The organism is Orenia marismortui DSM 5156, assembly GCF_000379025.1.
Taxonomy (GTDB): Bacteria; Bacillota; Halanaerobiia; order Halobacteroidales; family Halobacteroidaceae; genus Orenia; species Orenia marismortui.
The window spans coordinates 247327-262520 of the sequence record NZ_KB900623.1 but is presented as its reverse complement, the minus strand read 5'-3'; the positions used below and the strand labels follow the sequence as shown (position 1 = coordinate 262520).

Here is a 15194-nt window from a genome sequence, read left to right as displayed (position 1 = left end):
AATCAATCTCCTTTCTGCAACTTGCCTTTTATCCTAAACCGAACCCGATTATCACCTTTATTAATTTCATCCAAGTAAAATTCATCAAGTAAGTCAGAACCATATAACTTTCTATTAAGCAGAGATAGATAATCTATATCACCAACAATTCCCCAAACATCTAATCTATCACCTTCAAGTCTCAATTTTTCAAAATATAACTGTGGAGTAGATAGCAGACTTAATTCTTCAAATATTCTTTTAATAGAAATAGTATTCTTAGTCATCTCTTCTCTTTCCAACAACCTTTTTTCTATTTCAGCTGTTTTTGTTTTTAAATCATTTACTTTAGCAAGTTTTTGATCTAATTCTGCTATTCTCTGATTGACTACCTTTTCTCTATTATCTAAATATTTTACTTCTAAATAAAGGTCTATGGTTTTAATACTTATAAAAGTAATTATCACCAAAACAAATAAAGCTATTATAAACATAATATTATTTCTTCTCTCGATAATAAAGAATTCATCAGTTAAAAAATTTATCATCTCATCCCTCCTTTATTAAATGCTACTTATCTAAAGTTATCTTTATAGTTCTCTTAAGGCCAAGCCCTTAGCTAAAGAAAAAAGGCTATCTTCTATACTTTCTACTTCTATCCCTAATTGATCTTCCAAGTAATTTTTGAGTCCTTTAAAGTTACTTCCGCCACCTGTTAGAAATATCTTAGATACTCTACCCTTATATTCAGATTGAAAATAATCAATAGAACTGTAGATTTGACTTCTTAATTCTTCTAATATTATCTTTAGTTCTTCTTTATCAACACCACTTTTTTTATATTTTTCTGCTTCTGCAAAGCTAATTCGATTAATCTTTGCCAACCTTTCAGTAATCTGTCTTCCAGCAAAATCTACCTTTCTAAAGAAAAGCAGTTCTCCTTGTTGAGCAATTATTAGATCAGTCTTCTCTCTACCTATATCAACAAGGGATACCGTATCTTTTAAGTCTGGATATTGATAATATAAAAATCTTAAATTAGCATGGAACTCTGTTTCAATAACTTTGGCCTTTAATTTCAAATCTCTAATTTGATCAAATTTTGACTGAACTATATCCTTATTTACCGCTAAGCCTATTACATATTTTTTATCAAGATAGTCAACTATATCATACTGTATTACTAAATCATCAGCTTCAAATTGTAGACTTAGCATCTCTTTTAGCTCTGAATCATTCAATTTAGTAGCCAAAGGAATAAATTTAACTTTAACATCATCACTACCAATTGCAGTGATAACTTTTTGGGCTGAGAATTCCTTTAAATCTTCTTTAGATAATTTATCATAAACAGCTGTCTTAAAGTGATCGTCTTTAAACTCTGCTATTTTTATAGAATCTCCAAAATCTATACCTAATTGTCCTTTAGCAGCAAAGAGTGAAAACAATTAACCCACCTCCATCATTGATCTATACTTTATAAACCAAGACTCTAATTAACTAATAGTTCTTCAATTTTGATATAATCAATTTGGGCTGTACCATTGCCATTATCTTGATTAACAATGAATACTGGACGAATATAATCTACTTCTGAATGTAAAGGCATTGGTCTTAATAAAGAAGCTGATCTAGGATTATTCTCAACAGTACTATTAATATAATCTTCATCTAAAGACCGACCGCTAAAATACCCTACAAATCTTTTCCATCCATCACTTTCAGTCAATTCACTATTCTCTAAAACCATATAATACTGACCTTCATGGCTGTCAAAGCCCTTAATATTAACAAGATTAGTACTATCATCTAATCCTTCCATACCTATAGAAAATTTCTGCTTATCATTATTCGCATCTTCAGCTTGTCTTATTCTAACTTCTACCCTATATATTTTATCGGCATCATAGGCTAAGTTAATATCTTTAAAGTATAATCCTTGATTTTTTATTTCTAAGACTGTACCTCCTGCTGCAGTAGAGTTATTTACAAGGTTTATCTCTGCAGAATTACTATCGCCATTAACTATGGACCACTGATTCTTCGGATAGGTATAAATTACGCCTGCTGTATTCTCTTCGGTTATATTTTTATTGGCATTCTCTGCAAGATCAGAATTACTTTGGGCAATATCCCAAACTCTAATATTTTTGATCTCACCCTGCCATTGATTATAATTACTATATTCAGTAGCTTCACAAGCACCTATAATTAGGTCATTGTTATTACTTACTAAATTACCTTTAATACTATTACCTGCTGAAGCTATCTCTTCACCATTAATATAGAGCTGAGCTTGCTCTTTATTCCTATTATCATCATAAGTAAAGGCTATGTGTATCCAGTCATCATATTGATTTATATCTGTATCAAAAGTTATAGTCTTAGCATTTCTAGCATTTTGAGTAGTATAAACCTCTACAAATATCTCTCCATTAGAATTAACTCCTAAATTATAAGCTCCATCCTTACTCAAAATAATAGCAGGTAATTTCAGATTACTATCTGGCTTTACAAAAGCCTCTATAGTTGCTGCATTACTCAAATTAATCTGATTAGCATCAACAACCTCAACATCATCAACACCATCAAAATATTCTATAAAACTAAAATCTTCATACTCAATCTCTTTCTTCTTCAACTTTCTTTTAATCATTAATCTCTTAACCCTATCATTAATTTTACCACTACCTCTAATAATTAGGTAATCACCTTCAGCAAGCTTAGTATCAATTTTGTATTCTCCTTCACCATGATTTAAGCTTAACCAAGATCCCTTACCTAGTTTAATAGTCTTATTTTGCACCTCTCTAATTCCTACTTCAAGAGCAGATTCTGCCAAAAGTATAGCTTGATCTCTTTCATTTTCTTCAACAACACGATTACTTGTATTATAGATAATATTATTCATAGTAGTAATTAAAATTATCCCTACTGACATCAGTATCAATATTAATATTAGTACCGAGCCCTCTTCTTCCTTAAAATTTTGAAGCCCCATTTAATCACCACCACTTAATAATAAATAGTAAAGATAAATTCTCTCTCAATATTTACAGATTCTTAATCAAATGCAATTATTCAAAGTGACCTCCATAGACTATACCATTATTATCATTAGCAAAATCATACAAAATAGAGTCATTGATTCTAATTGGATAATACACTAGTAGACCATCCTCTTGTCCTGATAAGCTTCTATCTTCTTGTATATAAGTATCACTATCTATCTTTATACCAGAATAAAGCTTAATCTGCTGTTTAGTCAAAGCTTTATCCCAATGTTGCAACCAATAGATATTACCAGAGAAAAAGTCTCCATTAGCTTTATCTCCATTAAAACTATCAGCTTGGGAGCTTGCCCCAAGAAACCCATACCTTAATTCTCCACTTCCTAAATTAAAATCTAATGCTAACAGCTCACTAATTATTCCTCCCAATAAATCATCAAACCAGCCCAGGAAACCACCTAAGGAGTCATCTATATTCTCTTCATCTAATACTCCATCTATATAAATTCGGGTAACTCCATTAATAAAAGAGACTGCTATTATATGTTCTTGACCATCATTAATATTTCTTTGACTAATTATAGCTTCTTGCTCTAATCTATCATAAAAGATATGTTCTTCCCATTTAGTATAATTAAATTTTAGTCTACCATTATCCACTGCTAAGCTAAAATAATTATCCTTATCAAAGCTATAAATCACTCCATTACTGTCAGTAGTTTTGACCTTAGCAATAATGCTTAACTGGGAATAATCAGCACCTTGATAAGTTAAATTATCTACAGCTACATAATCATCAACTCCATCAAAAAGCAAACTATAATTCCTAGCTTCTAAATAGATCTGGTCACTGATATAATATTCCTTGTCAATACTACGGCTCTGTCCTTCATAACTTAATTCTATATTTATCTTTAATTCTTGCTCATCAATTTTATTAAAGTCAATACTAGTAACTATATCGCTAATAATTTCTCTGCTATCGATTGAATTAGAAGTATCACTACCTAAGTAAGTTAATTTAATAAGCTCTTGACCAGATAACTGATATTTAACCACCTTATCTATATCACTATCACTATCACCATCTACATCTAATCTAAATTCTAAACTATTCTCATCAAAGTCAATCGTTCTTCTTATATCCTTTTCTAGATGGGCTAATATCAATTCACTATGATCATTTAGTTTAGTCTGATTTAGGTTAAAATCCCAAGCATCATATTGCCCAATAATCAAGCTACCTAAGGTAGTAGACAGTAATCCAATCAACCCAATTACCATTATTAACTCTAATAAGGTAAATCCTTTTTCAGTATTCAATTCAACTTGAAAGAATTGCAAATAAATCACCCCAAAATGATATCTTCACTCTATTATATTAAATAGATTAGTCCAGTTCCCGTTTATCAGCTAATAATAGGCTTAAATTCACTTGACTCTGATTATATCTAACCTTGATATTAATCTCCTTAACACCATCCTGGTAATCACTAGCACTAACTTCTTTACTAAAACTAACACCATCAATCTTCAAATTTTCATTCTCTTTACTGATGCTATTATATATAATAAGATCAAAATTATCATCTTCATCTAGATTATCTCCTGCCTTTTGCAATTGCTCTACAGAGTTGTAAGCTATTTCTCTAGCTAAACGTTGTAAATGAATATCCTCTAAGGCCGAAGTACTAGTAGACCAGTAAGAACTAAAAGAAACCCCTATTATGCCTAAAAGAGCTGTAGCAAGAATCACCTCTAATAAAGTAAAACCTTTCTCATCATTATAATCCATCAGCTCACCACACTTTCACAAATACTTAATTAATAAGGTATATTTTCCTCTTTGAAACTACTAATAAGGATAAATTAATTTAATTTATCACTATTCCTAATTCCAAATTTAATAATGGGCAAATATATTTACCCATTATTATTTATTTGAACCTAATGCTATAAAGTAGGCACATTATCTTGTACATTATCACTATCATCATCAGTATCATCTAACTCTTGAATCTTAGAAGAACCAGAATCAATATAAAGATATCCTGCAGTTCCATCTTCATCTGCATCAAAAGTATCATCATAATACACTAGATAATCATCTTGATTATTAGTTTCATATACAAAATCATCACCATCAACTCCTATACCAGCAGTTGCAGCATCTGTATCATTCCATACATCACTTTCTGTTGGATATTCTCCATTATCCACCTTATACTTTTCCAAAGCAGTTTGGATATTTGCTAAACTTGCCTTAGCACTATTTAACTGTGCATCATCTTGCACCCCAGTAACCTGTGGCATTACTATTGCAGCTAAGATACCAATTACTGCAATTACAACTAATAACTCTAATAAAGTAAATCCATCTTCCTTTAATAATCTTCTCATCTTTCTTCCTCCTTTATTTAATATGATTTTATTTATAAGCTGTTAAACAACTTATGTTTGTGATTTATAATTTAAGGTTTTGACCAATTGATTTGATCTACTACCACCACCTTTCAAAAAATAGTTAACTATTAATAACCTTGCGACATCTTAAAGATAGGTAAAATAACCGAAGCTACAATTCCACCAATTACTACTGTTAAAAAGATAATTAAGGCTGGCTCTAATAAAGATACCATTCTAGAGAATTTTTCTTCTACTTCATCTTCATAAAAGTCAACTATATCTTTTAATTTATCATCAAGCTCCCCGGTCTGTTCACCTGTCTGTATCATTTGTAATGCTATATCAGGAAAAACCTGTTGTTCTCTAATTGCTGAGGTAATATTAATACCATCTTTGATTCTTAATCTAGCTCTTTCTAATCTTTCTTGAATAATAATATTACTGATATTCTGATTAACAATCTGCATACTCTGTAAGAAAGCAACTCCACTTCTTTCTAGTAAGCTTAAATTTCTAGCAAATAATATCAAAGAATTCTCAGTAATAAAAGATTTTAAAATAGGTATCTTTAATAAGACCGAATCAATAAACCTTCTACCTTTCTGACTTTGATAAGCATAATAAATAGCTGCTATCAAAGAAATTATAGTAATTAGTAGTAGCCACCAATAATTTGACATCAAATTACTTAAATTCAATAATATCTTAGTAGGTAAAGGTAATTCTACATCTAACTTTTTAAAAGTCTTTATAAAATTTGGTAGCACTTTGACCATTAATAAGATTAGAACTACTATAGAAGCTCCCATAGTTATAACTGGATAACTAATATTAGATATTATTTCTTTTTTCTTTTCATTTTCTCTCTTATAATAATCTGATAAGTTAGATAAAGTCTCTTCTAAGAAACCTCCTGTCTCTCCCACCTCAACCAACTTAATAAAGTAACCTGAAAAAATTGATGAATATTTCTTCAACGCATTTGATAAGCTTCTTCCTTTTTCGATTTCTATAGTAATATCTTCAATAGCCTTTTTTAAAGTTGGATTCTTTGCCTGCTGAGCTAAGGAATTAAGCCCTTGCACTATCGGAATTCCAGACCTGAGCATTGAAGATAGTTGTCGACAGAATAAGTATTTATCCTTATATCCAACTTTAGTAGCAATAATATCAATTGAATTTAGTTTACCGATATATTTTTTCAAAGTGAAATTACTCTTTTCTACTTTAACGCTTATTGGCAATAATGATAACTTCTTCAACTTTTGGACTGCTTCTTGTTTATTATTAGCTTTAATTAGACCAGACTTATTATTTCCTTGTGAATCATGAGCCTTATATTTGAATTGCTTATCCACAATACGCCTCCTTTCACTTAAGCTAAGAAGTCAATCATTCTATGTTAGCTACTCTCATTATTTCATCAATAGTAGTGACTCCATTTTTAACTTTCTCGAAACCGTCTTTAAATAAAGTATTCATTCCTTCAGCATTAGCTAATTTAGTAATTTCAGAGGATGACTTCCTAGTAGCAATAGCTTCCTTAATACTTGGAGTAACTTCTAAGATCTCATGAATTGCTGTTCTACCTTTATAACCAATATCTTTGCAGAATTCACAGCCTTCTGCTTGATAAGCAGTGAAATCCTCATCCAAATATTCTCTAAGAGTTTCATATTCATCAATTATGGTAGTCTCCTTACATTCATCACATAACTTCCTAAGCAATCGCTGTGCTACTACACCAATAACAGAGTCAGCAATCAAAAATGGTTCTACTCCCATATTAATCAAGCGGCTAATTGCTCCTACCGCACTGTTAGTATGCAAAGTACTCAATACTAGATGTCCTGTTAAAGCAGACTTGATTGCAGTTTCAGCAGTCTCCTTATCTCTAATCTCTCCAACCATAATAATATCAGGGTCTTGTCGCACAAATACTCTTAATGCATTAGCAAAGGTCATTTCTTTTTTAGGATTTACTGGAGTTTGAGTAATTCCTGCAATTTTGTATTCAACAGGATCTTCAATGGTTAAGATATTCTTAGTCTCTTCATTTAGGTAATTTAAAGCTGTATATAAGGTAGTTGTCTTTCCACTTCCTGTTGGTCCAGTTAATAAGATCATGCCATTTGGTTTTTTTATCAACCTCTTAAATGTTTTCAAGTTTTCATTAGAAAACCCAATATAATTAAAGTCTAACCTTAAATTACTCTTATCAAAGATACGAATTACAACCTTCTCTCCTAATGAAGCTGGAAGAATAGATATTCTTAAGTCGGCCTTTGTTTGAGCAAACTCCACATTAATTCTTCCATCTTGAGCTTTTCTTCTTTCTGCTATATCTAAACCACTCATTACTTTGATCCTAGATACTAATGCCATATGGATATTCTGAGAAAAGGTCATTTCTCTATGTAAAACCCCATCAATTCTATATCTAACCTGGGTTCCCTTATCTAAGGGTTCAATATGAATATCACTAGCCTTATATTGAATACCTGTAGCAATTATTTTATTAACAGTCTTTATAATTGGGGTATCTTCTAGTTGTTCTTCTAATTGTTGTTGATCAAAGTCATCATCTTCTTCAGCAACCTGTTCAAATTCCATCTGTTCAATATTTTCTATAAATTCTTCTATACCCCGTTCTCCCAAATAGGTCTCAATCAAATTATCAATTTCAGTAGGGGTAGCAATTCTAGGAATTACTTCTAAAGAGGTTTGATCTTCAATCTCATCTATTACTACAATATTCTGGGGATTCTCCATGGCCAGAATTAAAATTCTACCCTCTTTTCTGATAGGAAAGACCCGCTTCTCTCTAATATCTTCTTCATCTAATAATTCAAACATCTCTTCTTTAATATTCTGCTTATCATTTTCAGCTAATAATAAAACACCTAATTGATGATGAAGTGCTACTGCAATTTCATCTTCTGTAGTTAGACCTAGTTCTTTTAATACTTGACCTAACCTCTTATTAGAATTTTGTTGTTCGATTAAAGCTTCCTGTAAATCCTCTTCAGTAATTAGCTTTTCATCTAATAAAATATCACCTAAGCGTTTCTTCTTTAACCCCATAATTCTCCTCCTCTTCAACTTAGGAGTATAAAATTTTCACAATTTATTTATAAAAAATCACCATATGAAATTACACAATATGTAATAATATGTAATAATATTGTTTTTTAATCCTGTTTTTTCATTATTTAAAGTTATTGATACAACTTAATGAATTTTAGTTATTATTAGTATTTATATTCGACAAATTGATACAATAACCTGCATGTAAATTAATAAATTATTAAATTTAGTTTTAGTCCAAAAAAAACAACCCTTTCAGGTTGGCATTAATTATATAGATTGAACTAACTAATTTCATAAAAAGATATAAATAATAACTTGTTTACAACGAATATAAACAAATTAAAACTAAAAACTATTCAAACAATAACCATAATAGACTATGATTCAACTTAAAAGGCTTTATATTTCTAAACTATAAGAATTTAACTTTTTTATTTTAATCTATTTCTGATATTTTACTTTTCAATTTTTTTATTTCTATATTTCACCTTAAGATTACTTCTACTAAAAGATCTACCAGAACTCAAATAAATAGCACAACTGCAATTTAAATTTTTATGGTTCTCTTCGGGTTTGAAGAAATAACCCTTCGCGAAATTTGAATTTCTATGGTTCTCTTCGGGTTTGAAGAAATAACCCTTCGCGAAATTTGAGTTTCTATGGTTCTTCTTTAGGATAGGTGATGAACAATCTTTAATATCGGCACCTAATATAACTATAAAAGAATAATTAGAAAGAGATTACACCCAATAACTATTACTTAGCCCCTGCCTTTTTCAATAATTCAATACACTTTGATATTCTCCTATCTCTAACTCCCTCTAACATCTTTTGAGCACCTTCTAAAGCAGTCAATCCATTCTTTGCTCTAGTATTAACATCAGCACCATTCTTTATTAACATCTTTACTACTTCTAAATTTCCTACTGCTGATGCATGCATTAAAATAGTAACACCATTTTCATCTACAGAATTAACATCTGCTCCTGCTTTTAATAACAACTTTATTACTTCTAAATACATACCTTGAGTTACTAATAAAACACTTCTTCCAGATTTATCTATAGCATTAATATCTGCTCCATGATTTATTAACATTCTTGCTATTTCATAATATCCTCTTTGAACTGCCATAATTAAAGGAGTCCAACCACCATTATTGCTAACATTAGGATCAACTCCTCTTTCTATCATTTGTTTTACTTTTGATTTATCACCAATTTTTGCCGCTGTAATTAGCTCTTCTTCTATAGTTGTACAACCTAATAGAACAAAAACTAAACAAATTAATAAAAGAGAAATCATTAATTCTTTTCTAAATAAGATCATCTTACCACCTCTGACTATTTATTCTCTTATATAAGATGTAGAAGACTTTCTAAATATAGCTTTTTAAATATCTATACTTTCTATAAATCACTCATATCTTTATTATTTAAGTGAACTCATTTAATAACAAACACTAGCTTTAAATAGAAGAAAAAATCCCATACCAATTCAATCCATCTCTAATCGGGTCAACTCTCGTAAATCTCCCCACACTAGCATCATAATATCTAGCTCTGATATAAGTCAGTCCTGTGGCATCATGCTCTCGACCGATGAAGCCTAGATTAGTGTTGAAGCTTCCTGTGGTATTCCTCACCACACCAAATGGTGTATAGCTTTGACTTCCAAGTACTGTACCATCTGTTCCTGTTATTCCTGTGATTGAACCTAGATGATTACTATGCAAATATTGACTCTGCTCACCATAGACTCCTAAGACTTCATTGATTCCAATTCCTACTCTCCATTGAACCACTCAAGTAATAAAATCTAAATAGCATTAATCAGCTAAATTTACTCAATCAATTCTATATTAGCCAGTAATTTATTAATTACTCTTTCCTCATTCCCTACTTCAGTTTTAATATCAATATATACTTCTTCTGTTCTGGATGGTGCTACTAAGTAAAAATGTAAGAAAACTTTTTCTTTTCCTTTCCTTTTTATAATATAAGTTTTAAATGATAATTTTTTTACTTCATAAACAATATCGTCTTTATTTAAATAGGATTTTAATATTGTAGGAAAAAGACCAAATTGAGGCTCAAAATATAATTCGCTTTCAGGAAATGTCATTTCTTCTATTAATACTTTAAATGGATGCCTTAATTTATAGAATATATTATTAGAAATTTGAGTTTTAGAGTTTAACACTAACTTTGTCTCTCCTTCTCCTTGAAAATAATAAGTCTCTTCTTCTTTTTTCTTTAGTTTATATGCTTTAGGGATAATTATTTTAAATTTATCTGTTTTATACTCCTCTCCTAAAACTTCCTCTTTATGAACACTATACTTTTTCATTTCAAGATTAGAAGCATTAAAAAAATAATATCCATATAATAATACAGGAAATGAAAAAAATAATAATACCCCTAAAATTAATTTCTTATTTCTCTTCTGCTTTATTTGTTTATCAAAAAATCTTTTTCTAAGTTCAGATATAATTTTTTTCTTATCTTCGTTTTTTAACCCACTAACTAGATTGAATTTAAATAAAAATGGAACTGTTAGATTGAATTTATTTTTCTTAACTACTTGAATAGCAAAATAATTTAAAAATTTAACTTCTCTAAATTCCTGCACATCTTCATAAGCTATTGTGTTAAAAGGAAAAACTATTTTTTGATTTTCATCATCTAAATAAAACCAATTAAAATAATTAATTATCAAAACTAAAATCAAACTAAATATACATCCTACTACCACACTATCAATAAATCCATATATCCCATATTTACCAAAGAAAATAAAATGGAATAGAAAACTAACAATTAAAACTATCAACCAAATTCTTTTTATTCCAAACCATAAATTACTACTTTTTTGATTCAATTTTACCACTCCCATTCAATCTTTGTTGCCACTTTGAAATTGGTAAGCTAATAAAATGTTTTTTTTCCCATATAAAAGATGTTCCTAAATCACAAGCTTTTTCATACAGAACAAACCCTAAATAACCTTTATTTATTTTATTCTTTAAATAATAACTATCAATAATTTTTTTGGCTATATCATTTTGTAATTTTTCTAATTGGTTTTTACTTTCTATATCCATGATACAATTCACCCATAAGTAAACATCTGTATATTCATCAGAATTTCTAGTTCCTTTTCCTATACTCCATTTTTTACTAATAACTGTTATCTTATCTAATTCATTTACTTTATTTACAATAAAAAAGAAATCATCCAACTGTAAAAAATTTAAAAAACCAAATATAAATATAAAAATTATTAAAGAATACACTAATAAGTTTTTAGAAGTTTTAAAATTATTTAACTTTACTTTTTTAGAAGACATGTAAACTATATACGTCTGACAAATAAAATCGTGTAATAATTGTTTATTTCTTTTATTAAAAAAATAAAATGATATCATACTACTTTCGAACAAAATATTAATTATAAAACTAATATAAGAAATATCAAAAAAAATAATAAAATTAGACAAAAAAATAATATTCCTAAAAAAAGACTTTTTCAAAGAAATATATTCACCTTTTTTTCCCATCAATTCTATTTTTAAAAGCATTTTCCCTACTGTTTGACCTTTACATAAATAACTATCCATAATGCCAAAATAACTGCAAAACACCCCTATTCCAACTAATTTTTTCAAACTTCCCAAATGAATTAACAAATCCCAAAATATTATTTGGATGAAATAACTAATAACAACAATAATAATAATATCAATTAATGTAGCAATAATTCTATTTGAAAAAGGAACAATTAAATTACTCTTAAATTTATTATCACAAATCAAAATCATCCCCCCCCCATATTTCAAAATTTAATACTAATCCTAGATTATTCAAAAAAATTATATTACCAACTTACTTATAAGAACTAAAACCTAGTTTATATCTTAATTTTTAACCTGTTCTAATTCCATAAAAATAACTTAGTACCTTTAAATTTATGAATAATCTAGGCATTGAAATTTAAAATTGAAATCCAAATTCAAATGACCCATTTACTCCAATTCCAGGAGTTCCAACAAACAAATTCCCTCCTTTATTAGTATAAAACCCTAATTGTGTTCCATTATTAGAGACCCCTCCAGCTACTCCATAATCTCCTCCAATTCCAAATGCTCCATTTGTATTCCAACTATATCCTAATTTAAAGTCTGGCAGATTAGATTCTTGTTTAGAACTACATTCTGAATCATCTCCATAAGTGTCTGGAAAAATTTCGCTCAAAGTGTCTCCATTTGCATCTTTTCTTTTAGTAGGATCTAACTGAATTAAAGGAGTCGGTTCAGGCACTCTTGGAGTTTCATTATCAATACTCCCTGCTTTTCCCCCTAAACCTAGTCCTAACTTACCTCCAAAATAACTACCATTTTCATCATGAGCAATTGTTATTCCACCTCCTACAATAACATAAAGTTCTATTGTAATACTCCACAATCCATAAGGATCAACATACATAACAGGATTAGAATAACTATACCCATACCAATTCAATCCATCCTTAATCGGGTCAACTCGCGTAAATCTACCCACACTAGCATCATAGTATCTAGCTCTGATGTAAGTAAGTCCTGTTGTGCTACTTTGACTTCTTCCTATGAATCCTAAGTTAGTATTAAAAGTTCCTGTAGTATTTCTCATCATTCCATAAGGAGTGTAACTTCTCATACCCAGCACACTTCCATCTGTTCCTGTTATTCCTGTGATAGAACCTAGGTGATTACTATGCAAATATTGACTCTGCTCACCATAGACTCCTAAGACTTCATCTATTCCACTTCCTACAGCATATAGATTATCCATTGAACCACTCACATAAGTAGCAAGTAAGCTATCTCCATCCCAGAGATAATTTGTCGCCTGACCATTCTCTGTTACACTTGCTCTTCTTCCCAGTGGATCATAAGCATAACTAGCAATCTCTGTGTTATTCTTAGTTACTTGAGCTAGTCTATCATAAGCATTATACTGATAGTCAAAAGTTTCACTTCCATCTGTCTTCTGAATCAGTTTTCCTTCAGCATCATATTTATAATTTATACTACCAGCCGAGACTAACTGATTTAGCTTATTATAATTATAGCTGGTTGTACCTAAACTGTCAGTCATTCTAGTACGATTACCCATGGCATCATAACTATAGGATATATTTTCTCCATCTGGATACTAACTCCTGTTAGACGATTTAAAATATAGAATCCTACTCTAATTAGAGTAGGATTCTATATTTTAAGTTTTATTTTTTCACTTAGTTAGTTCCTTATTATCTATATTTTTAATTTGACACAAAGAATGATTGACTAGATTTTACAATAGAATAGGCAAATCACCTACATATCTAGAAATTTTATATACAATATAATCGGTATCATGTTCCCCCAATTCAAAATTTTGGGGATTTTTTTGTTTTAACCTTTCTCTTAATGTATAAAAATTAACAACTTGTTCCTCAGAATTAAATAAACCATATTTATTTAGTTTAATATTATCCATTTCTGACACTCTTCCTATGTCATTATAAACACACGAATAATAATTATCTCCCGGATAACCATAATCATAACCTAAAAATTCAAACTGATTATCAATCACGTACTCCTCAATATTAATATATGGTTTTTTTCTTAAAGTTTCACATAATAAAATTTCTATATTAAAATCTAATTTATTACATGTAGAAACATATTCATTTAAAAATTGAATATTGGAACATACATCTACCCTACTATTATCAAAATAGGATTTTAAAACATTTTCATCAATAAAATCACATAAATATTTTAATTTGCTTTGTTCAATTAATTGAATATCTTTATATAATGGCCATACATCACCTTCTATCCCTAAATAATTACCGAATTTTCTACCATAACTTCCATCTACTCTTTTAACTATAAAGCCATTTTTATAAAATTTTAATTTTTTATTCATAGGGAATATGTCTCCTTCTTATATGAGTATGATCTTTTCCTTCTTTCCAATGATCACCACTATTTGGATAATTAGAATCATGATGCTGTGGTACATCATATTCTTCACACCAATCATCTATTATATCAGCCTCTTCTTTACTAATTACTTTTCCTTTCTTTTTATAATCATGTTCTAATTCTTTTCCTAGTTGGTCTAATGCACCTTTATCAGGGTCATAACCTTTATTCTTATCCTCACCCTCACCACTTTTATCCTTATTATAAGTATATATATCCCATGCACCCTTAACTATAATTCCACCGGATACACCTATGGCTATAACTTCTCCTATAGGAGTTGGTTCGGCAAAAGCTGTCCCCCATGTCATTGCCAGTCGCTCTAGAGCACTTTGTACGATTGGACATGACATAGAAAATAATCCATAAGGATCATAATAATTAACTGGATTCCCACCAGCATACCCATACCAATTCAATCCATCTCTCACCGGATCCACTCTCGTAAACCTACCGACACTAGCATCATAGTATCTAGCTCTTATGTAAGTCAGTCCTGTAGTATCATGCTCACGACCTATAAAGCCTAGTCTAGTATGGAAGTTACCTGTAGTATTCCTCACCATACCATATGGTGTATAGCTCTGTGTACCCAACACACTTCCATCTATTCCAGTAATACCTGTGATTGAACCTAGGTGATTACTATGCAAATATTGACTCTGCTCACCATAGACTCCTAAGACTTCATC

General features: G+C 29.8%; 15 protein-coding genes. All 15 read right to left on the bottom strand.

The genetic code is table 11. From position 1 onward, the window contains the following. Window positions 1-2 precede the first annotated feature (2 nt). Entirely contained in the window at window positions 3-527 is a 525-nt protein-coding gene (locus tag OREMA_RS0114940) for a PilN domain-containing protein (protein ID WP_018250054.1), read from the bottom strand. A gap of 42 nt (window positions 528-569) precedes the next feature. Further along, the gene (gene pilM / locus OREMA_RS0114935; protein WP_018250053.1) at window positions 570-1427 is read right to left on the bottom strand and encodes a pilus assembly protein PilM; all 858 of its coding nucleotides are present in this window, start codon (window positions 1425-1427) and stop codon (window positions 570-572) included. 44 nt (window positions 1428-1471) lie between these two features. Next, window positions 1472-2980 carry a LamG domain-containing protein gene (locus OREMA_RS0114930; protein ID WP_018250052.1) on the bottom strand — a complete coding sequence of 503 codons (1509 nt, stop codon included), beginning with the start codon at window positions 2978-2980 and terminating at the stop codon, window positions 1472-1474. 76 nt (window positions 2981-3056) lie between these two features. Then, the gene (locus OREMA_RS0114925) at window positions 3057-4334 is read right to left on the bottom strand and encodes a LamG-like jellyroll fold domain-containing protein (RefSeq protein ID WP_018250051.1); all 1278 of its coding nucleotides are present in this window, start codon (window positions 4332-4334) and stop codon (window positions 3057-3059) included. A 46-nt stretch (window positions 4335-4380) separates the two neighbouring features. Further along, window positions 4381-4785 carry a type IV pilus modification PilV family protein gene (locus tag OREMA_RS0114920; protein ID WP_018250050.1) on the bottom strand — a complete coding sequence of 135 codons (405 nt, stop codon included), beginning with the start codon at window positions 4783-4785 and terminating at the stop codon, window positions 4381-4383. 158 nt (window positions 4786-4943) lie between these two features. Further along, window positions 4944-5390, bottom strand: a complete 447-nt coding sequence (locus OREMA_RS19090) for a type II secretion system protein (protein WP_018250049.1) — start codon at window positions 5388-5390, stop codon at window positions 4944-4946. Window positions 5391-5521: 131 nt separating this feature from the next. Further along, entirely contained in the window at window positions 5522-6754 is a 1233-nt protein-coding gene (locus OREMA_RS0114910; RefSeq protein ID WP_018250048.1) for a type II secretion system F family protein, read from the bottom strand. 34 nt (window positions 6755-6788) lie between these two features. Then, window positions 6789-8480 (bottom strand): GspE/PulE family protein, encoded by a 1692-nt coding sequence (locus tag OREMA_RS0114905; protein ID WP_018250047.1) that lies wholly within the window; start codon window positions 8478-8480, stop codon window positions 6789-6791. 762 nt (window positions 8481-9242) lie between these two features. Next, window positions 9243-9815: an ankyrin repeat domain-containing protein gene (locus OREMA_RS17930; protein ID WP_018250046.1), complete on the bottom strand. Its 573-nt coding sequence runs from the start codon at window positions 9813-9815 to the stop codon at window positions 9243-9245. Between the two features lie 139 nt (window positions 9816-9954). After that, entirely contained in the window at window positions 9955-10290 is a 336-nt protein-coding gene (locus tag OREMA_RS0114895) for an RHS repeat-associated core domain-containing protein (RefSeq protein WP_018250045.1), read from the bottom strand. Between the two features lie 38 nt (window positions 10291-10328). Next, a complete protein-coding gene (locus OREMA_RS0114890) occupies window positions 10329-11366 on the bottom strand; it encodes a hypothetical protein (protein WP_018250044.1) in 1038 nt (345 codons plus the stop codon). Then, window positions 11350-12300 carry an RDD family protein gene (locus OREMA_RS0114885; RefSeq protein ID WP_018250043.1) on the bottom strand — a complete coding sequence of 317 codons (951 nt, stop codon included), beginning with the start codon at window positions 12298-12300 and terminating at the stop codon, window positions 11350-11352. The genes OREMA_RS0114890 and OREMA_RS0114885 overlap by 17 nt, the downstream gene beginning before the upstream one ends. A 178-nt stretch (window positions 12301-12478) precedes the next feature. Further along, the gene (locus OREMA_RS19445) at window positions 12479-13639 is read right to left on the bottom strand and encodes an RHS repeat-associated core domain-containing protein (RefSeq protein WP_018250042.1); all 1161 of its coding nucleotides are present in this window, start codon (window positions 13637-13639) and stop codon (window positions 12479-12481) included. Window positions 13640-13819: 180 nt separating this feature from the next. Beyond that, window positions 13820-14443, bottom strand: a complete 624-nt coding sequence (locus OREMA_RS0114875; protein WP_018250041.1) for a hypothetical protein — start codon at window positions 14441-14443, stop codon at window positions 13820-13822. Next, window positions 14436-15194 (bottom strand): RHS repeat-associated core domain-containing protein (locus tag OREMA_RS0114870; protein ID WP_026189028.1); only part of this gene is annotated, 759 nt, incomplete at its 5' end. The genes OREMA_RS0114875 and OREMA_RS0114870, both read right to left, overlap by 8 nt.